Origin of the sequence: Asanoa sp. WMMD1127, from assembly GCF_029626225.1 — a bacterium.
Classification (GTDB): Bacteria; Actinomycetota; Actinomycetes; order Mycobacteriales; family Micromonosporaceae; genus Asanoa.
Window position 1 is genome coordinate 7,683,601 of the sequence record NZ_JARUBP010000001.1, and the last position, 22,994, is coordinate 7,706,594.

29 protein-coding genes are annotated in these 22,994 nt (G+C 71.6%); 13 read left to right on the plus strand and 16 right to left on the minus strand.

Translation table 11 applies throughout. From position 1 onward, the window contains the following. Positions 1–13: 13 nt before the first annotated feature. Genes O7635_RS36730 through msrA form a run of 5 tightly spaced genes read left to right on the plus strand, consistent with a single transcriptional unit; the run spans position 14 to position 3,533 of the window. Positions 14–337 carry a PadR family transcriptional regulator gene (locus tag O7635_RS36730; protein WP_278085084.1) on the plus strand — a complete coding sequence of 108 codons (324 nt, stop codon included), beginning with the start codon at positions 14–16 and terminating at the stop codon, positions 335–337. After that, on the plus strand, positions 338–1,213 hold the full coding sequence (locus O7635_RS36735) for a hypothetical protein (RefSeq protein WP_278085085.1): 876 nt from the start codon (positions 338–340) through the stop codon (positions 1,211–1,213). A gap of 13 nt (positions 1,214–1,226) precedes the next feature. Further along, positions 1,227–2,447, plus strand: coding sequence for an MFS transporter (locus tag O7635_RS36740; protein WP_278085086.1), 1,221 nt, complete (start codon positions 1,227–1,229; stop codon positions 2,445–2,447). Between the two features lie 55 nt (positions 2,448–2,502). After that, complete coding sequence (gene msrB / locus O7635_RS36745) at positions 2,503–2,982, plus strand: peptide-methionine (R)-S-oxide reductase MsrB (protein WP_347405327.1); 480 nt, start codon at positions 2,503–2,505, stop codon at positions 2,980–2,982. Beyond that, positions 2,979–3,533, plus strand: coding sequence for a peptide-methionine (S)-S-oxide reductase MsrA (gene msrA, locus O7635_RS36750; protein ID WP_278085088.1), 555 nt, complete (start codon positions 2,979–2,981; stop codon positions 3,531–3,533). Before msrB ends, msrA begins: the two co-directional genes overlap by 4 nt. A gap of 51 nt (positions 3,534–3,584) precedes the next feature. On the opposite strand, the gene O7635_RS36755 is transcribed toward msrA, so the two are convergent. Then, positions 3,585–4,349 carry a DinB family protein gene (locus tag O7635_RS36755; RefSeq protein WP_278085089.1) on the minus strand — a complete coding sequence of 255 codons (765 nt, stop codon included), beginning with the start codon at positions 4,347–4,349 and terminating at the stop codon, positions 3,585–3,587. A gap of 82 nt (positions 4,350–4,431) precedes the next feature. On the opposite strand from O7635_RS36755, the gene O7635_RS36760 reads away from it, so the two are divergent. Together O7635_RS36760 and O7635_RS36765 are read left to right on the plus strand one after the other, a co-directional pair. Next, complete coding sequence (locus O7635_RS36760; protein WP_278085090.1) at positions 4,432–5,166, plus strand: copper homeostasis protein CutC; 735 nt, start codon at positions 4,432–4,434, stop codon at positions 5,164–5,166. Between the two features lie 7 nt (positions 5,167–5,173). Then, entirely contained in the window at positions 5,174–5,728 is a 555-nt protein-coding gene (locus O7635_RS36765; RefSeq protein WP_278085091.1) for a hypothetical protein, read from the plus strand. Positions 5,729–5,738: 10 nt separating this feature from the next. On the opposite strand, the gene O7635_RS36770 is transcribed toward O7635_RS36765, so the two are convergent. From O7635_RS36770 to modA, 3 genes are read right to left on the minus strand one after another with little or no spacing between them, the layout of a single operon-like run. Further along, the gene (locus tag O7635_RS36770; protein ID WP_278085092.1) at positions 5,739–6,806 is read right to left on the minus strand and encodes an ABC transporter ATP-binding protein; all 1,068 of its coding nucleotides are present in this window, start codon (positions 6,804–6,806) and stop codon (positions 5,739–5,741) included. Beyond that, the gene (locus O7635_RS36775) at positions 6,803–7,582 is read right to left on the minus strand and encodes an ABC transporter permease (RefSeq protein WP_278085093.1); all 780 of its coding nucleotides are present in this window, start codon (positions 7,580–7,582) and stop codon (positions 6,803–6,805) included. The genes O7635_RS36770 and O7635_RS36775 overlap by 4 nt, the downstream gene beginning before the upstream one ends. Positions 7,583–7,626: 44 nt before the next feature. Further along, positions 7,627–8,421: a molybdate ABC transporter substrate-binding protein gene (modA, locus tag O7635_RS36780; protein WP_278085094.1), complete on the minus strand. Its 795-nt coding sequence runs from the start codon at positions 8,419–8,421 to the stop codon at positions 7,627–7,629. A 220-nt stretch (positions 8,422–8,641) separates the two neighbouring features. On the opposite strand from modA, the gene O7635_RS36785 reads away from it, so the two are divergent. After that, positions 8,642–9,109: an NUDIX domain-containing protein gene (locus tag O7635_RS36785; RefSeq protein WP_278085095.1), complete on the plus strand. Its 468-nt coding sequence runs from the start codon at positions 8,642–8,644 to the stop codon at positions 9,107–9,109. 21 nt (positions 9,110–9,130) lie between these two features. Here O7635_RS36785 and O7635_RS36790 read toward each other — a convergent pair whose 3' ends face one another. The 6 genes from O7635_RS36790 to O7635_RS36815 all read right to left on the minus strand — a co-directional run bounded on the left by O7635_RS36790 (position 9,131) and on the right by O7635_RS36815 (position 13,318). Then, a complete protein-coding gene (locus O7635_RS36790) occupies positions 9,131–9,664 on the minus strand; it encodes a DUF3592 domain-containing protein (RefSeq protein WP_278085096.1) in 534 nt (177 codons plus the stop codon). A gap of 226 nt (positions 9,665–9,890) precedes the next feature. Next, positions 9,891–10,565 carry an HAD-IA family hydrolase gene (locus tag O7635_RS36795; protein ID WP_278085097.1) on the minus strand — a complete coding sequence of 225 codons (675 nt, stop codon included), beginning with the start codon at positions 10,563–10,565 and terminating at the stop codon, positions 9,891–9,893. A 43-nt stretch (positions 10,566–10,608) separates the two neighbouring features. Beyond that, positions 10,609–11,073, minus strand: coding sequence for a DUF4395 domain-containing protein (locus O7635_RS36800; RefSeq protein WP_278085098.1), 465 nt, complete (start codon positions 11,071–11,073; stop codon positions 10,609–10,611). 125 nt (positions 11,074–11,198) lie between these two features. Continuing rightward, positions 11,199–11,534, minus strand: a complete 336-nt coding sequence (locus tag O7635_RS36805; RefSeq protein ID WP_278085099.1) for a CPCC family cysteine-rich protein — start codon at positions 11,532–11,534, stop codon at positions 11,199–11,201. Positions 11,535–11,603: 69 nt separating this feature from the next. Beyond that, positions 11,604–12,209, minus strand: coding sequence for a response regulator transcription factor (locus tag O7635_RS36810; RefSeq protein WP_278085100.1), 606 nt, complete (start codon positions 12,207–12,209; stop codon positions 11,604–11,606). Then, positions 12,206–13,318, minus strand: coding sequence for a histidine kinase (locus O7635_RS36815; RefSeq protein ID WP_278085101.1), 1,113 nt, complete (start codon positions 13,316–13,318; stop codon positions 12,206–12,208). Before O7635_RS36815 ends, O7635_RS36810 begins: the two co-directional genes overlap by 4 nt. A gap of 86 nt (positions 13,319–13,404) precedes the next feature. Between O7635_RS36815 and O7635_RS36820 the strand changes: the two genes are divergently transcribed. From O7635_RS36820 to O7635_RS36830, 3 genes are all read left to right on the plus strand, one after another. Next, entirely contained in the window at positions 13,405–14,226 is an 822-nt protein-coding gene (locus O7635_RS36820) for a hypothetical protein (protein WP_278085102.1), read from the plus strand. A 180-nt stretch (positions 14,227–14,406) separates the two neighbouring features. Next, positions 14,407–14,862, plus strand: coding sequence for an HD domain-containing protein (locus tag O7635_RS36825; protein ID WP_278085103.1), 456 nt, complete (start codon positions 14,407–14,409; stop codon positions 14,860–14,862). Between the two features lie 301 nt (positions 14,863–15,163). Then, positions 15,164–16,078, plus strand: coding sequence for a hypothetical protein (locus O7635_RS36830; RefSeq protein ID WP_278085104.1), 915 nt, complete (start codon positions 15,164–15,166; stop codon positions 16,076–16,078). A gap of 147 nt (positions 16,079–16,225) precedes the next feature. Here the strand turns inward: O7635_RS36830 and O7635_RS36835 are convergent, their stop codons facing one another. Continuing rightward, positions 16,226–16,882: a TetR/AcrR family transcriptional regulator gene (locus O7635_RS36835; RefSeq protein WP_278085105.1), complete on the minus strand. Its 657-nt coding sequence runs from the start codon at positions 16,880–16,882 to the stop codon at positions 16,226–16,228. An 82-nt stretch (positions 16,883–16,964) separates the two neighbouring features. Here O7635_RS36835 and O7635_RS36840 point away from each other — a divergent pair, with 82 nt between their 5' ends. Both O7635_RS36840 and O7635_RS36845 read left to right on the plus strand, forming a co-directional pair. Further along, positions 16,965–17,432 (plus strand): DUF1772 domain-containing protein, encoded by a 468-nt coding sequence (locus tag O7635_RS36840; RefSeq protein ID WP_278085106.1) that lies wholly within the window; start codon positions 16,965–16,967, stop codon positions 17,430–17,432. Positions 17,433–17,445: 13 nt separating this feature from the next. After that, a complete protein-coding gene (locus O7635_RS36845) occupies positions 17,446–17,820 on the plus strand; it encodes a hypothetical protein (protein ID WP_278085107.1) in 375 nt (124 codons plus the stop codon). 204 nt (positions 17,821–18,024) lie between these two features. Here the strand turns inward: O7635_RS36845 and O7635_RS36850 are convergent, their stop codons facing one another. Genes O7635_RS36850 through O7635_RS36870 form a run of 5 tightly spaced genes read right to left on the minus strand, consistent with a single transcriptional unit; the run spans position 18,025 to position 22,966 of the window. Beyond that, complete coding sequence (locus tag O7635_RS36850; protein WP_278085108.1) at positions 18,025–18,678, minus strand: ATP-binding cassette domain-containing protein; 654 nt, start codon at positions 18,676–18,678, stop codon at positions 18,025–18,027. Next, on the minus strand, positions 18,675–19,595 hold the full coding sequence (locus tag O7635_RS36855) for an ABC transporter ATP-binding protein (protein WP_278085109.1): 921 nt from the start codon (positions 19,593–19,595) through the stop codon (positions 18,675–18,677). Before O7635_RS36855 ends, O7635_RS36850 begins: the two co-directional genes overlap by 4 nt. After that, the gene (locus O7635_RS36860) at positions 19,592–20,461 is read right to left on the minus strand and encodes an ABC transporter permease (RefSeq protein ID WP_278085110.1); all 870 of its coding nucleotides are present in this window, start codon (positions 20,459–20,461) and stop codon (positions 19,592–19,594) included. The genes O7635_RS36855 and O7635_RS36860 overlap by 4 nt, the downstream gene beginning before the upstream one ends. Further along, positions 20,451–21,437, minus strand: coding sequence for an ABC transporter permease (locus O7635_RS36865; protein WP_278085111.1), 987 nt, complete (start codon positions 21,435–21,437; stop codon positions 20,451–20,453). The genes O7635_RS36860 and O7635_RS36865 overlap by 11 nt, the downstream gene beginning before the upstream one ends. Then, positions 21,434–22,966 carry an ABC transporter substrate-binding protein gene (locus O7635_RS36870; RefSeq protein ID WP_278085112.1) on the minus strand — a complete coding sequence of 511 codons (1,533 nt, stop codon included), beginning with the start codon at positions 22,964–22,966 and terminating at the stop codon, positions 21,434–21,436. Before O7635_RS36870 ends, O7635_RS36865 begins: the two co-directional genes overlap by 4 nt. Between the last annotated feature and the right edge of the window lie 28 nt (positions 22,967–22,994).

Sequence of the window (22,994 nt, forward strand, 5' to 3'; positions counted from 1 at the left end):
TACTGTGTGCCGCATGGTTGGCGAGAAGCTGGAGCTCGAGCTCCGCCGTGGCGTCGTCGCGCTGGCGGTGCTCTCCCAGCTGGGCGAGTTCCGTTACGGCTACGAGCTGCGGCAGTCGCTGACCGACAAAGGTCTTCCGATCGAGGAGGGCACTCTCTACCCGCTGTTGCGGCGGCTGGAGAGCCAGGGCGTGCTGAGCAGCGAATGGCGCACCGACGGCCAGCCGCGGCGCTACTACCGGCTCAGCCCCGCCGGCCAAGAGCTCTACAAGCGGTTGCGCGACTCGTGGAGTGACCTCAACGAGGCCGTACGACGACTGACGGAAGGCGACGACTAGATGCTCACCACCGAGGAACTGATCGACGCGTACGTCGCCGACGTGGCGCGGCTGCTCCCCCGCGACCAGCGCGAAGACGTCGCCGCCGAGCTGCGGGTGTTGCTTCGCGAGGAGCTGGCCGACAGCGACGACCCGTTGGCGCGGCTGCGGGCCTTCGGCCGCCCGGGCGACGTGGCGGCCCGCTACGGGCGGCCGTCGACCGTCGTGGACCCGTCTGACGCGCGCCGGTTCGTGCGGTTGAGCGTCATCGGCGTCGTGGTCATCTGGCTGCTCGGCGCCGTCGCCGCCGACGACCCGCTCCACTGGTACCAGGACTACGGGATCGCGGCGCTGTGGTGGCCGGGCTTCCTCGTCGTGGCGTTCGGGGCGGCCGGCTGGGCCCGGCGCCGCTGGCCCACCCGCTTCGTGTGGCGGCCCCGCAGGTCGACGGCCGGCTTCGTCAACCGACCGGGCAGAATCGCCGCGTTCGCCTTCTGGACGGCCGGCGCCGCGGTGCTGGTCAGCGCGGCCTGGCTGCTGGAGCGCCTCGGCGCCGCGCCGCAGGCGGTCCACGCTCTGACGTTCGACCCCGACTTCGTACGCTTCCTGGGCCCGCTCGTCCTCGCCCTGCTCGTCGCCGAGCTCGCCCAGCACCTGACGGTGACGATCCACGGGCGGTGGCGGCCCGTCACCCGCACCATCGACGTGGCCCTCGGACTTCTCACCTGCGCCGCCCTGATCGGGGTGCTGTTCGCCGGCCCGGTCTATCTCAGCGCCGAGGCGGACAGCACCGTCAAGTTCGCGATCGCCGTCGTCGTCGCCGTGAGCCTGATCGACCTGCTCCTCAAGGCCCGGCGCCTGACCCGCCGACCCCGCCTGGTGCCCGGGCGGCCGTGAGCGGACGTCACGCATGCGCTGGTTGATGCTGGCCGTGGGGACGCTGGCGATGGTCGCCGGCAGCACGTTCCAATACGGGCTCGCCTATCTGATCCCCGCCTTCCGCGACGAAGGTCTCTCGCTGGAGCAGACCGGCTTCCTGGTCGCCTGCCCCACCGTCGGCGTGACGCTCACCCTCATCGCCTGGGGCGCCGCGGCCGACCGGTGGGGCGAGCGGGTCGTGCTCTCCACGGGGCTCGGCTCGGCCGGCGTGGTCCTCGTCGCCGCCCACTGGGTGCACGGCCCGGCCGGTCTGGCGTTCTGCCTCGTGTTGGCCGGCGCCGCGACCGCCTCGGTGCTGGCGAGCGGGCGGCTGATCCTCGGCTGGTTCGCGCGCCACGAGCGGGGACTGGCGATGGGCATCCGGCAGAGCGCGGGGCCGATGGGTCTCGCGCTGGCCGCGGCCACGCTGCCCGCCCTCGCCGCCGGCGGCACCGCCGCACCGCTGTGGTTCCTCGCGGCGCTGTTCCTCGCGGCGGCGACCGTGGCCCTCGTGTGCGTACGCGATCCGGCCGAGCGGCCGACCACCGGCGAGCTGGCACCGGACGGGGGTTCGCCGTACCGCGACGCCAGCCTGTGGCGCATCCACGTCGCCAGCGCGCTCCTCGTGATTCCCCAGTTCACGATCACCACGTTCGCGCTGGTGTTCCTCACCGACGCCCGGGGCTGGAGCCCGCTGGCCGCCGGGCACCTGCTGGCCGGCGCGCAGCTCTGCGGCGCCGTCAGCCGCCTGGCGGCCGGCTGGTGGTCCGATCGCATCGACAGCCGGCTGAAGCCGATGCGGATCATCGCGATCACGACCGGTGTGGGCATGCTGGCGCTGGCCGCCGCCGCGGCGGCCGGATCGGGTCTGGCCGTGCCCCTCCTGCTGTTCCTGGGTGTGGTGGCGGTGAGCAGCAACGGGTTGTCCTTCACCGCCGTCGCCGAACACGCCGGATCGGCCTGGGCCGGCCGCGCCCTCGGCATCCAGACCACCGGCCAGAACGTCCTGACGGCCGCCACGCCGCCGGTTCTCGCCGCAGCCATCGGGGCGGTCAGCTTCGGACCGAGTTTCGCCCTGGTGGCGGCGTTCCCGCTCGTCGCGGCGCTGCTCGTCCCGGTAGCCGCCGAGCGGGCCCCGTCCGACGTGGCCGAGCCGGCGCCCGAGACCGTGGTCACAGCGAGTTCTCAGGGACCCGGGGACCAAAACCACTGACCGCGGTGTTGTTGCAGATGACGCCGCAGCCAGCGGCGGCAGAGGAGGAGTGATCGTGTCACACGACTACCGCAAGACTCCGGAGGCGCTCAGCCGTCTCACCGGCAGCCAGTTCCACGTCACTCAGGAGGACGGGACCGAGCCCGCGTTCCGCAACGAGTACTGGGACAACCACGAGCCCGGGATCTACGTGGACGTGGTCTCCGGCCAGCCGCTCTTCTCGTCGAAGGACAAGTACGACAGCGGCACCGGATGGCCCAGCTTCACCAGGCCGATCGACGCCGACGTCGTCCGCACGAAGACCGACAGGTCGCTGTGGATGACTCGGACCGAGGTGCGGTCCGCCGGCGCCGACAGCCACCTCGGCCATCTTTTCGACGACGGCCCGCTCGACCAGGGCGGCATGCGGTACTGCATGAACTCGGCGGCGCTGCGCTTCATCCCGGTCTCCGAGCTCGAGGAGCAGGGTTACGGGGAGTACCGCTCGCTGTTCGAGCCGGACGTCACGAACGGCACAAAGGAGCACGCATCATGACCAGCGGAGTCAACGACACCGGACGGATCACCCGCGAGCCGGGCACCGAGACGGCCGTACTGGCCGGCGGGTGTTTCTGGGGCATGGAGGATCTGATCCGCCGCCAGCCCGGAGTGTTGGACACGCGCGTCGGCTACACCGGCGGCGTCAACGATCACGCCACCTACCGCAACCACCCTGGCCACGCGGAAGCGGTCGAGATCGTCTTCGACCCGACGCAGACGACGTACCGCGACATCCTGGCGTTCTTCTTCCAGATCCACGACCCGTCGACCCGCGACAGGCAGGGCAACGACATCGGTACGAGCTACCGCTCGGCGATCTTCCCGCTCACCGACGAGCAGGAGCGGGTAGCCCGCGACACGATCGCTGATGTCGACGCGTCAGGGTTGTGGCCGGGTAAGGCGGTCACCACGATCGAGCCGGCCGGCCCGTTCTGGGAGGCCGAGCCCGAGCACCAGGACTACCTGATCAACTATCCGAACGGCTACACCTGCCACTTCCCGCGGCCGGACTGGGTGCTGCCCAGGCGCTCCGCGACCTCGGCCTGACGCGAGGCTGACCGGGCGCGTCCACCGCGACAGCGATGGACGCGCCCGTGTTCATTCGGTGCGGGCGCCGGCCTCGAGGACGGCGAGGTCGCGTACCGCGTACCGGTGATGCTCGGCCTCCTCCTTGAGCACGACCCTGAGGCAGCGGCGCACGACGTAGTCCTGGTCCGGATATGCGTCTCCCGGCTTGCGACCGCACACCCGGTCGAGCTCGGTCTCGGTGAGCTCGTCGACGACCCGCCGCATCGTGGCCATGCGGGCGCGCCGCGGCGCGAGCACCTCGTCGAGCGTCGGGGTGGCCGCGAGGGTGAGGCCGAGCTTCGCCGCCTCGTCGGGCGGCGTCCCGCCGGCCGGGAGGCCCAACGGGTGATGGGGCGCGTCCTCCTCGAGCACGGCGTTGCCGAGCCAGGCGTCGGCGGCCCTCAGCAGGTGCCGTTGGGTCTCGACGAACGACCACTCGCCGTCGACCCGCTCGTGCAGCTTGGCCTCCGGCAGGCGCCGGGCGCGGTTGAGCGTCGCCGCCCATTGCGTCTCGATGGCATCCCAGGCGGCCCGGTAGTCGGCGGCGGACGCGGCGTCACGCGCCAGCACCCGCGTGGGGTGCAGCCGGTCGAGCTCGGCCTCGACGTAGGCGGTCACGTCGACGTCGTTGACCACGACGCGCTCGAAGCCGCCACCGACGTAGACGTCACCCCCGTAGCAGTCCACGATCTTCAGGCCGCTGACCTCGCAGTCGCGGATCTCGAGGCCGGCGAGGTCGCACAGGTGGATGCGGGCGCCACGGAACTGGTCGGTCTCGGCGTACTCGGCAGGCATCGGGACAACTTCCCCCATCCGTCCCGCGGGCGTCAACGGAAGTGCACACTTCCGGCACGACGATTCGAAGGACGGGAACTCCATGCGCGTCGAGATCAGTGTCGAGTCGATCGCCGGCGTCCGGGTCGCGGCCAGCGCCGGCGCCGCCCGCGTCGAGCTGTGCGCCGGCCTGTCCGACGGCGGCCTCACCCCGAGCGCCGCGCTCATCGAGGCCGCCGCCGGGTTGGCCGAGGTGCACGTCCTCGTGCGGCCGCGACCCGGCGACTTCCACTACTCGCGCGACGAGGTGGACCTCGTCGTCCGCGACATCGCCGCCGCGCGACGGCTCGGCGCGGCGGGCGTCGTCGTCGGCGCGCTGGCCGGCGACGGCACGGTCGCGGACGACTGCGCCAGGTTCGTCGACGCCGCCGAAGGGCTCCAGACGACCTTCCACCGCGCCATCGACGTCAGCGCGGACTCCCGTGAGGCACTGGACCGGTTGGCGGACCTGGGTTTCACGCGCGTGCTGACCTCGGGCCGGCGCCGGTCCGCACTCGACGGCGCGCCGCTCATCAGGGAACTGGCCACCCGGACGCAGGTCACCGTCATGGCGTGCGGTGGCGTGCGGGCGGCCAACGCCGCGCCGGTGGTCGCCGCGACCGGCGTCGAGGACCTGCACGCGGCACCCCGGCGACCCGCGGGCACGTTTCGAGGCGGCGACGTGTCCTACGCGGGCGTCGGCGTCCCGCCCGGCCACGACCACTTCGAGACCGACCCGGACGAGGTGGCCGCGCTCTGCGCCCTGCGGGTCACCAGCACGCCGGCGAGGTCCGCATAATGATCTCGTGCTGCTGACCACCGACCTGGCCACGACCGGCGCGCAGGTCGTGCCCGTCCTGGCCATCGGCGCCGTGGTCGCGTTCCGCGCCCGGGTCCGGGCGCACGAACAGATGGCCCAACCGCTGCGCACCAGCATCAGCGCATTCTCGCGCAAGGTCGTCGAACTGCACCAGAACGGCGTACGCGGCCAGGCGCTCCTCGACGCGATCGCCGTTGCCGACGCCGGCGGCGGCCGCTCGCTCTCCGTCGGCACGGTCTATGTCCTGCGGGTGCTGGGCGTGGTCGCCGTGCTGACGACCATCCTCGCCAACCTCGCCGCCGAGGTCATCTGCCTGCTCGTGCTGGGCGGCAGCGTGGCGCCGAGCGCCGGACATGCGGTGTTCGTCATGGTCGCGATCACCGCCGGCCTCGCGCTGCTCGTCGTCGTGCCGCTGCTCAGCAACATGCCCACGTGGGGTCTGTCGCGGGCCGTGCTGCGGACCGCCGACTACGAGCGGGCCCGGAAGATCATCGAACAGGCCGCCGCCGAGGTGGCCGAAGGTCCCCGCTCCACCGGCTGACCCCAACCCCTCACCTGTCCGCGGGATACGCGCGGGTCTCGGTGGCCTTGACCGCGGCCCAGACGCGTCGGCCCGGCGTCAGCTCGAGCTGCGCGGCAGCGGCCGGGGTGATGTCGGCCGCCGCGGCGATGGGCCCGTCGAGCTGCAGGCGCAGGTTGTCGCCGTGTCGCTGGATGGCGGTGATCGTCGCGGGCCAGGTGTTGCGCGGGCTGCCGCTCGGCTGGTCGAGATGGACGGCGACAGCGACGGGCCGGAAGGCCACGAACGCGTCCCCGTCGACGGAGTCGGTGGTCATCAGGGTCAGGCCACCCGCGACGTCGACGCTGCCGCCCGCCGCCCGGCCCCGATAGAGGTTGAGGCCGACCAGACGGGCGACATAGTCCGTACGCGGCTGGGCGGTGATCTCGGCGGCGTCTCCCTCCTGGACGACGCGGCCGCCTTCGAGGATGACGAGCCGGTCCGCGAGCACCAGCGCGTCCAACGGGTCGTGGGTGACCAGCAGCGTCGCGCCGGGGTGGGCCGCGAGGTGCCGGTGCAGCTCGGCCCGCGTGTCCAGGCGGGTGCGGGCGTCCAGCGCCGCGAGCGGTTCGTCGAGCAGCAGCAGCTCCGGCTCGACGGCGAGGGCGCGGGCGAGCGCGACGCGTTGCGCCTGGCCGCCGGAGAGCTGACGCGGTTTGCGGCGCACGTGATCGCCGAGGCCGACCCGGTCGAGCCAGGCGGCCGCGACGACGCGGGCCTCCCGTCGGCCGGTGCCGTGGCTGCGCGGCCCGAACGCGACGTTCTCCAGCGCCGTCAGGTGCGGGAAGAGCAGGTAGTCCTGGAAGACGACGCCGATCGGGCGGTGCTCGGCGGGCACCCATCGTCGGGCCCGGGCGTCGTCGAGCCGGCGGTCGCGCAGCCGGATGTGCCCGTCGGTCAACGGCACGAGGCCGGCGAGGGCGCGCAGGGCGGTGGTCTTCCCGGCGCCGTTGGGGCCGAGCAGCGCGACGACCTCGCCGGCGGCGATGCGCAGGTCGATGTCGAGCCGGAAGGTGCCGCGGTCGACGACGATGCGGGCGTCCACGAGGGGCTCGGTCATGGGGCGCTGATCCACTTGTCCCGGAGCGCGGCGAGGATCGCCACCGACACGACCAGCAGGATGAGGCTCAGCACGATCGCGCCGTCGAGATCCTGTTCGAGGGTGAGATAAACGGCCAACGGCATCGTCTGGGTACGCCCGGGAAAGTTGCCCGCGAACGTGATGGTGGCACCGAACTCGCCGAGCGCGCGGGCCCAGCACAGCACCGCCCCGGCGGCGATGCCGGGCGCGACGAGTGGGAGTGTGACGCGGCGGAAGGTGGTCCACCGTCCGGCGCCCAGAGTCGCGGCGGCCTCCTCGTAGCGGGTGTCGGCGCCGCGCAGCGCTCCCTCGACGGCGATGACGAGGAACGGCATGGCGACGAACGCCTCGGCCAGGACGACACCCTTGGTGGTGAACGCGAACGTCAGTCCGAACGCCTGGTCGAGCCATTCGCCGAGGAGTCCACGGCGGCCGAAGACCAGCAGCAGCGCCAGACCACCGACGACCGGCGGCAGCACGAGCGGCACGGTGACCAGCGCGCGCACCACCCGCCGGCCGGGGAACTCGACGCGGGCCAGCACCCAGGCGAGGGGCACGCCGAGCAGCAGGCAGAGCAGGGTCGCGAGCGTCGCGGTCTCCAGTGACAGCCGGAGCGCGGTGAGCACCGTCGGGTCGGTCAGCCGCTGCGGCAACGTCGACCACGGCGCCCGGATCAGCAGCCCCGCCAGCGGCAGCACGAGAAAGGCGAGCGCGAGGACCGCCGGAAGGACCAGGACGGCGGGGGTACGACCCACCCGGCGCCGGAACCGGGGCGCCGGGTCTTCGTCTACATTGGTCACTACGGGGCCTGGAAACCTGCGTCTGTCAGAACCTTCTCCCCTGGGTCGGAGAGCACGAAGTCGACGAACGCCTGCGCGCCCGCCTTGTTGGGCGCGTTCTTGAGCACGACGATCGGGTAGTCGTTGACGGCCTGCGCGGACTCGGGGAACTCGATCGCGTCGACGTCGTTGGCGGCGGCCTTGGCGTCGGTGCGGTAGACCAGCGCCGCGTCGACCTCGCCCAGGGTCACCTTGGACAGGGCGGCCTTGACGTCCTGCTCCTGCGTCACGGGGGTGACGGTGGTCCCGGCCGCCGCGAGCGCCTTCGTGGCGGCCGCGCCGCACGGCACCTGCTCGGCGCAGAGCGCGACCTTGACGTCGGACTTGCTGAGGTCGGGCAGGCCCTGGACCCTTTTCGGGTTGCCCTTCGCGACGGCGATCACGAGCTGGTTCTTCGCGAAGGTGGTCGGCTGCCCCTCGGCGTTGCCGGCGTCGGTGACCGTCTTCATGTTGGCCGGCGCCGCGGACGCGAAGACGTCAGCCGGCGCGCCCTGGTCGATCTGCGTCGCCAGGGCCGACGACCCGGCGAAGCTGAAGGTCACCTTGGTGCCCGGGTTGGCCGCCTCGAAGTCCTTGCCGATCTGAGTGAACGCCTCGGTCAACGACGCCGCGGCGAACACGGTGACGTCGCCGCTGACGGCGGACGAGGTGGACGCGTTCCCGGTCGACTCGTCGCCGTCGCCGCACGCACCGACTGTGAGCAGGACGGTCGCCGCCAGGCCGGCCACGATTCCGCGTATCGAGCGGCTGATCACGCGCTGGTCCTCCTCTTGTCAGGGCCGTACATCGCGATTTCTCCACGACGACCTGCGGCCAACGCTGAACGCGGTCAGACCCGAACGGTAGCAGCCGCAACTGCCGCCTGCGATTGCTATTTGGCCTCGCTTTCGCGGCGGAACCGGCCGTTTCTGCCTCGCACCTGCATCGCTCCGATCCCGGGGCACGTGGTCGCGTAGGGTCCGATCGGAGGTGCCGATGAGTTTCCGACTGGCGGCGTACGCCGTATGCATTGACGATGGCCGGGTCCTGCTCGCCCGCTACGTGTCACCGACGGGCGACACCAACTGGACCCTCCCCGGGGGCAGGGTGGAACACGCGGAGGACCCGTTCGACGCGGTGATCCGCGAGGTCGCCGAGGAGACCGGCTGCGAGGGTTCGGTGGAACGCCTGCTGGGCGTTGACTCGAGGGTCATCCCCGCGGCCGAGGCGCGGCTGGGAATGGAGCACCAGAACGTCGGCATCTTCTACCAGGTCCGCATCGTCGGCGGCACACCACGCCCCGAGCCGAACGGCGAGACAGCGGAGTCGGTCTGGACCCCGCTACCGGACGTGGCCCACCTGCGCCGGTCGTCGCTGGTCGACGTCGGACTGGCACTCGCGCAGACGCTCCCCCCAACCGGCCACGTCCTCCCCATCCCGGTCGGGGGTCTCCTTCAACACTGAGCACCGCGGGCGGTCGACGGCTCACGGCGTGGCCGCCTCGTCGAGGTTGAAGCCTGGATCGTCGAAACCTCCGGTGCCGCCGGAATCGAAGGAGCCGACATCGTGGAACACGTCGAAGACGGAGTCGGCGATCTGATACGCGCAGAACGCGAACACCAGGAAGCCCAGGCCGAAAGCCAGCGGGATGATCAGTCTCCAGCCGGCCGCGCGTACCGGCGTCGCCGAGGTTGGTCTCTGCGGGTCGTAGCTCACCTCGATCTCGGTGCCGAGCAGGTGAGAACGGAACCCGACCAGGTCGGCGAGGACCGCCGTCACCTCCTGGCCCGATCTCGACCGGAACCCGACCACCGGCCGGAACCTCATCCTCCCGCCGGACCGCGACTCCAACTGGTTGTCCACGACGCGCGCGGTCACGCGCTCGCCCGTAGCGGCCAGGGCCCGCAGCTTCTTCCATCGCCACGCCGCCGCGACGATCAGCCCGGCGCCAGTCACGGCGGGGACGCCCACGACGAAGGCCGTGACGACGTAGCGCAACCAGGCCAGGTCTTCGATCATGGCGAGACTGTAATGAATTCTGGCGAGAAGTCACCCCGTCGCAGCCTCGAAGGCCCACGCCACCATCAGCGGGAAGTCCTGCTTCCAGAAGGCTGCGCCGTGCGCGCCGGTGCGCTCGGTCATGACGACGTCGGCATCCGCCAGGCGGAGGGCGGCCCTGCCGGCGACAAGGTACGTACGCGGAAGCCGACCGAACTCGCCCTGGGTGGACGACGTCGGTGCCGGCTCAGCCGAGGTGATCCGCGTGCCGGGCCAGGTTCGCCAGGACCGCGTCCAGATGCAGGTCCGCGGCGCTGGTGAGGAGCAGGTCCGCGGCGGCGAAGCGGGCGCGGTCCGCGTGCGGGTTGGGCACGGCCACGCAGCGCAGCCCGGCCGCTTTCGCCGCCGCCACACCGTGCGCGGTGTCCTCGAACGCGACCGCCTCCTCCGCCGGCAGTCCGAGCCTTTCCAGCGCCAGGAGATATACGGCCGGGTCCGGTTTGTGCGCCGACTCCTCACCCGTCGCCAGCACCTCGAACCGCGTCCGCAACCCGGCCCGATCCAGCATCGCGCCCACATGAGGCATCGGCGAGCTGCTCGCCACCGCCAGCCGCAGCCCGAGTTCCGCGGCCCGGTCCAGCCAGCCGATGATGCCCGGCGCCGGCTCGAGCGCCGCGTTCAATTCCGCTCGGTACGCCATCCGCCGCTCGTGACTGGACTCCCGGTCATAGGCCGGTCCGACCGCTGCCGCGAGCGCGGCGTAACGCGGCCCGTTGGCGTCGCCGCCATGGTCGGCGAAGAAGCCGGCAGGGTCGAGCTCGAGCCCGTGCCGCCGCCACTCCCAGCGCCAACTCTCCAGCAGCGTGGTCTCCGTGTCCATCAGCAGTCCGTCGAAGTCGAAGAGCAGCGCTTTGACCGTCACAGCGGCAGTATCGCAACCCCCGCTGCCGCCGGTGGCGCGGCGATCAGGCCGGTTTCGGTCGGCGGATCAGGTGGTAGGCCTTGCAGCCCAGACACAGCCCGGTGGAGGCGTTGAGCGCTGCGAGCACGAACGCGAGACCCGTCAGGGTGTAGCCGGCGACGTCGGCGCCGAGCAGAAAGGCGATCAACCCCAGGGCGGTGAGCACGAAGCCGATGCCTTGGGCGAATCGCGGCGGCCGGGCATCCTCCAACTCGGCCGGCGCTCCGATCCGCGGCCAGATGAAGCGGGCGAAGATCTGCGCCCACAACGACCACTGAAAACTCACGAAGGCGGTGAACGCGAACACGGCCACCTGGGAGGCGAGCAGGCCGAGACCCAATGGCCGAGCAACGTCGACGACGAGCAGCACGACGGCGAGCACGATCGCGGTGGCGCCGGCGCTGAATCGCAGGAGGCGCGGATCGAGATGGGAGCGCAGGGGGCACGCGCCGATACTGGTACCGCGCATATGGTTCTCCAGAGAGTGAGATGCCAGCGCTAGTCCGATTCAGGTCAGGGTAGTCGGCCCGGACCCGCATCTGTTAGGACCAGTTGCCACACTTCGGCCCGCGCGCCCGCGTCGAACGGAGCAGACTAAACCGGGTCGGAGGGCGGGATGTGCGGTTGCATGGCTCCGCCTTTCCTTACGTAGCTTGCGCGTGCCTGGTCCAAGCTCTCTGGGCCATTGGGGCCGCCTCGAACGACATCGCTGTCGTGGTTGTCCTGGCCGTCGTCCTCCCACCCGCATTCGTCGCAGATCTCGTAACCGCCTCGCTCGGCCAAGGTGGGGTGACCGCAGCACGGACAGGTGTATGGGACATCTCGTCGGGGCGCGACAACGTTCTTCAGGGCGCTGTAGGCGAAGAACCACTGCGTCCGCCGACGGATGAGATCGTCGTTGGGATCAGGAGCTATATGACGTTCGGACATGTCGCCATCTTCCGGCCTTGGACGCCTGCGCGTCGTCCGGTTGGTAGAGCCCGACGGCAGGGAGCCAGGTCAGAGCCAGCCGTTGTCGCGGGCTTTCGCGGCCGCCTCGCCGCGGTTGGCGACGCCCAGTTTCGCGACGATCGCGGTGAGATGGTTGCGGACCGTGCCCGGGGACAGGTTCAGCCGCCGGGCCACGACCGTTACGGGGACGTCCGGGTCGCCGTATCGGAGCACGTCCAGCTCGCGCTGGGTCAGCGGGCACTCGGGCAGGGTCAGGGCGTCCGCCGCCAGCGCGGGGTCCACGTAGCGGCCGCCGGCGTGGACCCGCCGGATCACGTCGGCCAGCGCGCCTCCCGGGGAGCCTTTGGGCAGGAAGCCCTTGGCGCCGGCGGCGAGCGCCCGCGGCAGCTGAGCCGGGCGGCCCCGGCCGGTCAGGATCACCACGGTGCACGACGGCAGGGTCCGCTGGAGCTCGGCGGCCACCGCGATGCCGTCCAGCGACGGCATCTGCAGGTCGACCACCGCCACGTCGGGCCGATGGGCGCGGGCGGCCTCCACCGCCGCACGGCCGTCCGCCGCCTGCGCCACCACTTCCAGGTCCGGCTCCAGATCGAGCAGGGCGGCGACGGCGACCCTGATGAGCTCCTCGTCGTCGGCGAGCAGGATTCTGATCACGACGACGAGGGTACGACGGCCACGAGCGTGAACTCACCCTCGTCGATCCGGGTGCGCAGCGTACCGCCGGCCTCGGCGAGGCGGTCCGCGAGGCCGCGCAGCCCGTGGCTGTGGGCGTCGGGTGCGGCGCCGGCACGAACCCCGTCGTTGGTCACCGTCATGCGCACCTCGCCGGCGACGTGCTCGATCGCGATCGCGCACCAGCTCGCCCGGCTGTGCCGGAGCACGTTGGTGGTGGCCTCGCGCAGCACGGCGGACAACACCGCGACCGCCGGCAGGTCGTCGCCCGGCGCGGTGACCGTGCACCGTACGCCTGACGACTGCAGCACCTGCTCGATCGCCGACAGCTGCTCCTTCAGGTCCACCTGCCGGTAGCCGTGCACCACCTCACGTAGCTCGGCCAGCGCCGACGCGGCCAGCCGGCGCACCTCCGCCGCCTCCTGCCCGGCCCGCGCGCTGTCCGTACCGGCCAGCCGCTGCGCGAGCTCCGCCTTCAACGCGATGATCGACAGGTTGTGGCCGAGCAGGTCGTGCACGTCCCGGGCGAACCGCAACCGCTCCTCCGCCGCGGCCAGCTGCGCCTGCGCCGCGCGGCCCTGCTCGGCCTGCAGCAGCAGATCCCACAGCCAGACGTGCAGCGTGTTGACGGCCGCGATGCCCGCGCCGAAACTGACCGCGACGATCAGCGAGTGGACCACCGAGCCGGGCGTGACCACCAGCGCGAGCGCGATCGTCACGGCGCTGAGCGCGGCCGCCCTGACCCGGTCGGTCAGCACCGGCAAGGTGCCCACGATGCAGGCGGACAGCCACGACCAGCTCGGCCAGTCGCCGCCCACCGGACCCAACAGCGGCAAGGAGGCGACCGCGGCCACCGCGAACGCCAGGCGCACGCGTCGCCGGGCCCGGTCGGTGAGCCAGGGTGTGACCAGCGCGTGCAGCACCGCGGCCTGCGCCGCCGAGAAGAGCACGATGCCGAGTGCGCCCAGCGCCGCCCGCGCCGGGTCGGGCTCCCGCCACAACCCGACGGCCGGCAGGAACAACGCCGCCGCCGCGTTCGTGACGAGCACGATCAACGTGACGATGCGTACGCGTTCCAGACGCCGCTGCATGGGCCGACTGTAGGCGGTCACCCGTCACGCCCGGACCGGGAAATGTTCACGGGTCGGCTGCGCTCGTTCCGCCCGAGGGTGTCCGCATGACAACGACAGCCGTCACACCCGCGCCCCGACCGCTCGTACGCCATTTCGTCCGCCATTTCGTCGAGATGCTCCTGGCCATGGCCGTCGGCGTGCTGGTGCTCGGTCCACTGTGGCCAGTGCCCGCGACGCTCGCCGCCCGGGCGGACGTCGCCTCCCTGGTGATGGCGACCAACATGTCCGTCGCGATGGCGGTGTGGATGTGGCATCGCGGCCACAGCAACGCCGCGATCGGCGAGATGGTCGCGGCCATGTACCTGCCGTTCCTGGTCTTCCTGGTCCCGTGGTGGACCGGCCTGATCACCGGCGACGTCGTGCTGATCGGCGGTCACGTGCTGATGGTGCCCGCCATGGTCCTGGCGATGCTGCGGCGCACCACCGAGTACGGGGCGGCCCCGCACATCGAGACCGAACGGCGCGGCGTCGCGGCCCGGGTGCTGGAACGGTGGCCGAGCGTGCTGGGACTGCTGGCCACCGTGGACAACCTGCTGGACCCACGGCCAGTGCCGGTCTACGCGATGATGATCCTGCCGGTCGGCTACCTGGCAATCGGCGCGATACGGCGCACACTGCGGCCGCGGCCGGTCCTGCTGGCCCAGCTCGGTGCGCTGCTGGGCTACCTCATCCTGCTGGGCGCGGCGGTGGTCGCCGGGCCGCAGTGGGGCCAGTACCTGGTGGGTGTGGGATGGATCTTCCACGCCGGCTGGGATCTGTGGCACCACCGGCGGAACCTGGTGATCCCTCGGCCACTGGCCGAATGGTGCGCGGTCGTCGACCTGATCATCGGCATCTCGGTCATCATGGTCGCCGCGACGTTGTGACAGTCCGTGCGCCGCCGAAGCCTGACCGGCGCCCAACGGCCACGACCTACCATGATGGCGCTGCGTCCCAGCGCAGACGGCATGCAGTGGCGTGTCCGGGATATAGCGTCGGGTGCCTAGCTGGCGGTCTGCGGGGCAGTGGAAGCTGCTGTCGTGAGTGACTACGAGAGGAGCAGCGTGATGCCGACGGTTGAGGAGACGGACGCGTTTGCCGCCCGCTGCCACGAGGGCCAGGTCGACAAGGCCGGGCGCCCGTACATCGACCACCCGCGGATTGTCGCCGCGGCCCTGGTCGAGCACGGCGACGAGGCGGTCATGGCCGGCCTGCTCCACGACGTGGTTGAGGACTGCGGCGTCACGTCGGACGAGCTGCGGGCGATGGGCTACTCGGAGCGGGTCGTGTCCGCTGTCGACTCGGTGTCACATCGGGAAGGCGAGGCGTACCTGGATGGGATCCGACGGGCTGCTGCTGACCCCCTGGGCCGGCTCGTGAAGCTGGCCGACAACGCCACGAACGGGGACGAGGCCAGGTTGGCCCTGCTGGACGACGAGACCGCCGACAGACTGCGGCGGAAGTACGCGAGGGCACGAGAGATCCTGCTCGCTGCGGAGCCGTCGCGAACGGCCACGGCCTGACAGTCAGTGCCTGAGGCCGAGTGCCCGCTGCTACGTCTTTCACGTGCGCTGCCCTCAATCTCGGCATCGCCGGCGTACGCCGAGCGCCCACTGCTCGAAGCGCAGCTACATCCATGTCTTGCAGGCACCGCAGACGCCGTAGTCGGCCGAATGGACGCGGCGGATCTCCTCGCGGAGGCTTCGCAGCGGTTGATCGAGCGAACGGCACCGCGACACGTATCGTCACCGCAGACAACTGAGTCACACCGGAACGCGCGACGAAGGTCCCTAGCACGACCGGACCCAACGGCGAGGAGTCCCCATGAGTCGGCGCGACGCTGAGCGCGATCGGTACGTCGCCGCGCTGCTCGCAGCCAGAGCGTTCATCGAGATCCGATTCTTGGCGAGGAGCGCCAAGCAGACCCCTGAGGCTCAGCCTGACGACGATGTTCTGGAGCGTATCCGGTGGCTGGCGGATCTCTGCCACAACTTGCCCGGGATAGCCCGGCCCCGGCCGTGGCGGCCATCCCGGACGGGCGCTCCCCTCAGCAGCCGTGACCGGGCGATGAGAAACCGGCCGATGAGCTGGGCGTGGAACACCACCAGCCCGGAAGGGCAGGCATGGATGCTGAGGCACATCGAGCAGGCCGGGTTGCGATGGACGCCGCCACCGCCGCTCCCCGTTCACCGCAGGAGATCGCCGTCTCTGACGCTGCGCCAGGAGACGGGCGCGTTTCTTGGCCGCTGGCCTGTGAAGGCCCCGGCCGGCGAGCAGCCTCTTCCACCGGAGGCGAACGTCCTCAAGGCTCTCGACACCAGCTCGATGTGCGCTCTGCACGAGGAAGCCGAACAACTGCGACTGGGCCTCGGCAAAGGCGGTCCCTGGCTCAAGGCTCACCTGGACCCTGACGGTATCCACTACCTTGTGCCAGATCCCGCGAGCTACTACTGGCCCGGAGGCTCGGACGGCCCGGGCTTCGAGATCCGCTGGTGGCAGTGCACGGCACTGCTTCGCATGTATGACGGCGAACAAGTCAGCAGCATGATCGCCGTATTACCGGAGACCTTCACCGCATTGTCATCGAGCCTGTCTCCAAGGGAGCAGAGGCGACTCGTCCATCTCGCCCGCGCCACCGAACGAGACACCTATCTCTGGGGTCGAGACCACGAGGCCGAATGCGGCCCACAGGTCTGCGGCTACGCCCCCGAAGCCGCCGATCCTCGGACGGCCACCTGACGCGGCACAGCGACACGCCGCGCGCGATCCTGACCGCGCCTTGCCGTTCCCTACCAGCGAGCCTGGTGGAATCCATCTCGAAGGGTGAGTGAGGCGGAGTCAGCTGCGCCGGATGTCGGGCAGCGAATCACCCATGACCAGGCAAGATCATCGCCGCAGGAGCGCCGCGCTGAGCATCTCGGCCAGCCAGCGCGTGTAGTCGCGGTCGTTCCAGCCGCATGTCCCGGTCAGCCTTTCGAAGACCTCTGTTGAGGTGAGCGCGTAGATCTGCGCGGCGGCGCGGCCGACCGTCAGGCCCCTCCGGAGAGCGCCGATCTCGTGCAGGTGCTCGGCGGGACCGCGGGCGCCGGCCAGCCGTTCGCGGTCGAGGCCGGCGAGCATCTCGTGCAGTCCCGTGTCGGCCGGGGCCGTGGCCGCGGCGGCCAGCAGGATGCGCTGCACCGGGAGCGTGCGCCGGTGGATGGTGGTGGCCATCGAGGCGTACAGCGCCAGTTTGCGCGCCGGGTCGGGCTCGTCGAGGATCCGCCGCACCTCCGGCCGGGCCGACTGGGGCACCTCCTGCGCGTCCCCGGCGAGGCTGACGTCGTAGACCATCTTGGCCAGCGCCGGTTTTCCACCGGGGCACGACGCGTAGACGGTTTGCACGGCCACTCCGGCGCCCCGCGCGACCTCGGCCATCGTCGTGGCCGCGTACCCCCGGGTGGTCATCAGCTCGGCGGCCGCCGCGACGATGCGGGCCCGCGTGGCCTCGGCGTTCTCCTGGCGCAGCGGGCTGGCGTACGCCCGCTTTCTCGGCTCTCCCATCAGTCGTAATGTTCCCACACTATTGACTGGATCGACCTCTAATGAAATGTTGGTCATCCATCCAATGAGAGGGAGGGGCCGGATGTCCGCGACGCTTGCGGTGGCCCGGGCGGTCGCCCTGCTGTTGACCGGGCTCTACGCGGGCGGCGTCCTGTTCGTGGTGCTGGCGCCGTCGCTGACCAGGTTGCCCGCCGAGGCGTACGTCCCGTACTGGCAGGCGCTGAACACCGACTACGGGCGGGCGATGCCACCGCTGCTGCTGACCTGCGTGGCGGCGCAGGCGCTGACCGTCGCGCTTTCCTGGCGTTCGGGTGGATGGTCCCTCGCCCTGAGCGTGGGCGCACTGGTGCTGGTGGTGCTGACCGTCGTCCTCACCGTGGCCGGCATGGAGCCGCTCAACCGGGCGGTGAACACCTGGGACGCGGGCCGCCCGCCCGCCGACTGGGCCGAGATCCGGGCGCGATGGTCCGACCGCCACCTGATCCGCACGGCACTCGCCCTGACGGCGTTCGGGTTTCTCGTCGTCGCCCAGTCAACCCGCCCCAGATAACCGAAGGAGATCGATGAAAACCCTCCGATATGCGCTCATCATCACAGTCCTGGCCCTGGCGGGCTGCTCCGCGGCCGAGCCGCCAGCGCCCGCACCCCCGGTCGTCGCCGAACCGGACCCGGCGGAAACAGTGACCGACTGTGGTGACGTCGCGGAGACGGTCCGCACGCATCTGTCCGACCGCGCGGAAACCGTCACCGTTTCGGGCCAGTGCACCACGGTCGAGGTGAAGACGCGACTGTCCGACGAGGACAGTGCAGCGGGAGTCGAGATCTGTGACGCCGCAGCAGAAGTCGCCTACACCGGCGACATCAACTCGGTTCGCGTCCTGAGCGCCACCGGCGCCGAGCTGGCCAACGGCATCACCGGCGCCCGCTGCCTTCCTTGACGAACAAGAGAGCGGGCGGCCGACGCCGCAGCCTGGCGCAACGAGCGGGCATCTACCGCGCCAACGACACGGATCTAGCCCGACTCGGCCGTCAGGACCCGAACGCGTCCCCCAAACGCGTCGACATACACGCCTTGAGCTGGGCGGATACCCGTCGAGGCGAAGGTTGATCTCGATGGCGGGATATGAACTGCGCGCTGCCGATCACCGGCCGATCGTGACGATCCGGTGTGCCCACTTGTCGAGCAGTAGCTGATCGTGGCTGACGGCCAGGATGCCCGCGTTGGTGGCCCGTTGGTAGTCGGTGAGGACCGCGGCGACGTGGGCCTGGGTCGAGGCGTCGAGCATCGTCGTGGCCTCGTCGCAGAGCACGTATCCCGGACGGTGGGCGAGGGCGCGGGCCAGGCAGGCGCGTTGGAGTTGGCCGTCGCTGACCGCGTGCGGGCGTCGGGCGAGCAGGTCGGTGGTCAGGCCGGCCAGGTCGGCGAGTTCCGCGACCCGGGTCTGGACGGTCGCCTCGGGATGGCCGGTCGAACGCAGTGGCTCGGCGATGATGTCGGCCAGGCGCAGCCGTGGATCCGTTGCCGAGCGCGGGCTCTGGAAGAGTACGCCGATGCGGGTGCGGACGGCGGCGGGCACGCGGTGGCGCGTACCGGTGACCGGTGTGCCGTCGATCGTGACCTGGCCGCGGTCGACGGGCTGGACCATGGCCAGGACCCGCACCAGGGTGGACTTCCCGCATCCCGACGGGCCGCGGAGGCCGACGGTCTCACCTTGTCCGATGTGGATCGTCAACCCGTCGAGGACGTGCTGCTGTCCATAGCTGACCGTGATCTGGTCGGCGACAAGCGCGGTCATGCGACGGCCGCCCGGTCGACCAGCGGGTGGTGGCAGCGCGCCGGGCCGGTGAGCGCCGGCAGAGTCGTGCAGGCGTCCGTGGCGCGGGCGCATCGGGGCGCGAAGGCGCAGCCTGACGGCAGGGCGGTGAGCATCGGCGGGTGTCCGGGGATGGCGCGAAAGGCACGGTCGGGCAGGGCGTCGAGCAGTCCGGCCGTGTACGGGTGGACGGGCGCGGCGAACAGCGCCTCGGCCGGCTGGTGTTCCACGATGCGGCTGGCGTACATGACGGCCACGGTGTCGGCGACCCGGTGCGCGGCGGTCAGGTCGTGGGTGATGAGGATGACCGCGTTGCCGGCGTCGCAGCGGGCGCGCAGCAGGTCGAGGGTGTGGTCGACCAGCGGCCGGTCGAGTCCCGTGGTGGGCTCGTCGGCGATCAGCAGCGGCGGATCGGGCGCCAGGGCCAGGGCCGTCGTGAGGCGCTGCGCCATGCCGCCGGACAGCTCGTGTGGATAGCGGTCGAGGTCGCCGGGGTCGAACCCGGCCGCGGTGGCGACCGCGTCGGCGTCGGTGCGGGGGCGGCCGTGCGCGCGCAGCGTCTCCTCCAGCAGGCTGCGCCCGCTCCGGACGGGGTTCAGCGCGGTGGTGGGGCTCTGCGGGATCAGGCCCACACGGCGGCCGAGATGGCGCCGGCCGCCGGCGAACAGGTCCGTGTCGCCGTCCAGGACGGCGCGGCCGGTGACGCTGGCGTTGCCCGGCAACAGGCCCAGCAGGGCGTGCGCGAGGACCGACTTGCCGCAGCCGGACTCACCGACGACCGCCAACAGCTCTCCAGAGTGGACGGTCAAGGACAGGTCGGTGACCGCGTGTACGGTCGCCGTCCGCAGCCGGAACCGGACGGAGAGCCCGTCGACGGTCAGGCGTGGCGTGGGAGTCACAGTTGCAGCTCCGCTCGTACGCGGGGATCGAGATGTTCCCGCCACCGCGCGGCCAGGGCGGCGATCGCCAGCGTGACGACCACGATCACCGCGCCCGGGGCGATGCTGGCCCACCAGGCGCCGGTGAGCAGCGAGCCCTGCCCGTCGTTGATCATGTTGCCGAGCGAGGCGAGGTGTGGCGGCAGACCCAGACCGAGGAACGACAGGGCGGTCTCGTGCCAGACGGCGTGCGGGATCATCAGTGTGGTCGCCAGAGCGAGACGGGGCAGGACGTGCGGCAGCAGGTGGCGGGTGAGGATCCGGCGCCGGCTGGCCCCACCGACCACGGCGGCGTCGATGAACGGCCGGGTGCGCAGGCTGAGGAGCTCGGAGCGGACGATCCGCGCGGTGGACAGCCAGTGCGTGACGCCGATCGACGCGATGACCGCGCCGAGGCTTGGGCGCAGCATCGCGACGATGAAGATGCCCAGCAGCAGGTGGGGCAGGGCCGCGACGGTGTCGACGATCCGCATCAGCACGCGGTCGACCCGGCCGCCGAGCGTGCCGGCGATCCCGCCGACGACGCCGCCGATCACGGTGGCGACGAGCGCGGCGACGGCCCCGACGAGCAGCGAGACGCGCAGGCCGTAGAGGGCGCGGAGCGCGACGTCGCGGCCGAGGTCGTCGGTGCCGGCGGGGTAGGCCCAGGACGGTGGCAGCCGGGTCTGGTCGAGGGCGACCGCACTCTGGTCGAGCGGCCACAGCACCGGCGCCAGCAGGCAGGCGGCGATCGCGAGTCCGAGCACGGCGCCGGCGAGGACGACGCCGGTCTGGCCCGGACGCAGGCGGAAGATCCGTCGGCGGGGAAGGACGGCGTCAAGCGTCAAGGCGGATCCTGGGGTCGGCGGCGGCGTACGCGAGGTCCGCCGCGAGGTTGGCGGCGAGCACGACGGCCGTGGTGAGCAGGGTGATCGCGGCCAGCAGCGGGAAGTCGCCGCCGAGCGCCGCCTGCACCGTGACCGCGCCCAACCCGGGCAGGGAGAAGACCGTCTCGACGAGGATCGCGCCGCCGACGAGCTCGGGCAGGTGCGTGCCGACGAGGGTCAGGAACGGAAGCAGGGCGGTGCGCAGCGCGTGTCCGAACAGGACGGTGCGACCGGGCAGGCCCCGGGCGCGGGCGGCGAGGACGTGGTCGTCGCGGAGGCTGTCGGCGACGCCGTCGCGGACGAACAACACGAACCACGGCGCCTGCGACACGGCCAGCACCAGCACCGGCAGGACCAGGTGGTGGGCCACGTCGCCGACGCTCGCGCCGGTGGCGGTCACGTCGGTCAGGCCACCGGCCGGCAGCCAGCCCAGCGCGAGGGCGAACACGGCGATCGCGGCCAGCCCGATCCAGAACACGGGCATGGACTCGACGGCGTACGCGGTGGCCCGCAGCGCGCGGTCGAAGATCCCGTTGCGGCGATAGGCGGCGAGCGCGCCGAGCAGCAGGCTGGCCAACAGGACCAGGACGAGCGCGAGGGACACGAGCAGCAGCGTCCAGCCGGCGCGGGCGGCGATCACCGACGCGACGGACTCGTGGCGGCTGGTCGACCAGCCCAGGTCGCCACGGAACAGGTTGCCGATCCACCGCAGGTACTGCACGGGCACCGGGTCGTCGACGCCCCAGTTGGCGCGGATCTGGGCGAGGTTCTCTTCGCTGGTGGTGAACGCCGCGGCGCCCGCGTACTGCTTGGCCGGGTCGACGGGCGACGCGGCGCCGAGGGCGAACATGCCCATGCTGGTGACCGCCAGCACCGGGACGGCGACGAGCAGCCGGCGCCGGACGACCCGTCCCGCGCCGGCCAGTCGACGACTCACTTACGGGTCCAGGTGTTGATGTTCCACCAGAGGCTGTTGGCGACGTCGTGCTCGTGCGCCTCCACCCGCGGCCGCACGCCGACGATCGTGTCCTTCACGACGTAGGTGTGCTCGAGGTAGGCCAGGAACAGCCACGGCAGATCGGCGGCGAGCTGCTTCTGGAAGGTGGCGTACGCGGCCCGGCGCGCGGCGGGATCGGCGAGGTCACGGCCGTCCTGCAACGCCTTGTCGACGACCGGCGACCGGTAGCTGCCCGGGTTGAAGTAACCCTGCCCGGCGAACCGCGACCCGAACAGCTTGTAGGAGATGAAGTCCGGGTCGTACGGCGAGCCGTACCCCATCAGCAGGGCGTCGCGGGTGATGCGCGTGTCGATGGCGTCCCAGGTCAGGCCCTCGGGCTTGATCTCGATGCCGACCTTCTTCGCGTCGGCGGTGACGGCGAGGGCGAGCTCCTTGCGCAGGCTGTCGCTGGCCGGGTACATGAGCGTGAACGCGGCCCGCTGGCCGTCGCGGGCGCGGATGCCGTCGCCGCCCGCCACCCAGCCGCCCCGGTCGAGCGCGGCGGTCGCGGCGGCGGCGTCGGCGGTCGGCTGCCCCACCGCGGACGGCTCGGCGAACTCGGAGCTGGGTGGCACGGGACCGTAGGCCGGCTCGCCGGCGCCCGCCAGCACTCCGCTGATCATCGCCGCCCGGTCGACGGCGCGGTGCAGCGCCTGGCGGATGGCGAGATCGCCGGTGACCGGGTTGCCCATCGGCAGCATCACGCCGCGGTAGTCGGCGGAGTCCGCCCGCTCGACCCGGTAGCCGGCGACGGAGTCGAACCCGGCGGCCAGCTTCGGCGCCAGCTCGGCGGCGTCGAACTCGCCCGCCCGCATCCGCTGCGCCCGCACGTTGTCGTCGGCGACGAACGCCACGACCACCCGGTCGTTGCTCGGCTTCCCGCCGAAGTAGCCCTCGTTGGCGACCAGCGTCAGCTTGTCGCCGGGCGTCCACGACTCGACCCGGTAGGGACCCGTCCCGATCGGTGCGCGGTTGAAGTCGGCCTTGTTGACGTCCTTGCCCCGCAGGGCGGCCGCCGGCACGATGCCGAGCGCCAAGCGCTGCAGGAACGGCGCGTACGCGTGCTTCAGCGTGAACACGACGGTCTTCGGGTCGGGGGCGGTGACCGAGGTGAGCATGTCCAGGTCCGACCGGAGCACCGAGTCGACCTTGGGGTCCAGCACAGCCTGGTAGGTGAACACCACGTCGGCCGACGTCAGCGGGCTGCCGTCGTGGAACGTGACGCCGTCCCGGAGGGTCGCCGTGACGGTCCTGCCGTCGGGCGACACGGTCGGCAGCGCGGCGGCGAGGGCCGGCACGAGCTGGTTACCGGCGTCACGCGCGACGAGCCCGTCGAAGATCAGCGAGGCGCCGTCGACGCCGTAGTTGAGGACCGGGTTCAGCGTGTCCGGCTCGCCCGCGGTCGCGACGACGAACGTCCCGCCCGCGGCCGTGCCGCTCGGGGCGGGAGTCGTCGAACACGCCGCCACGAGCGCTAGCGCGCACACGGCGAGGACG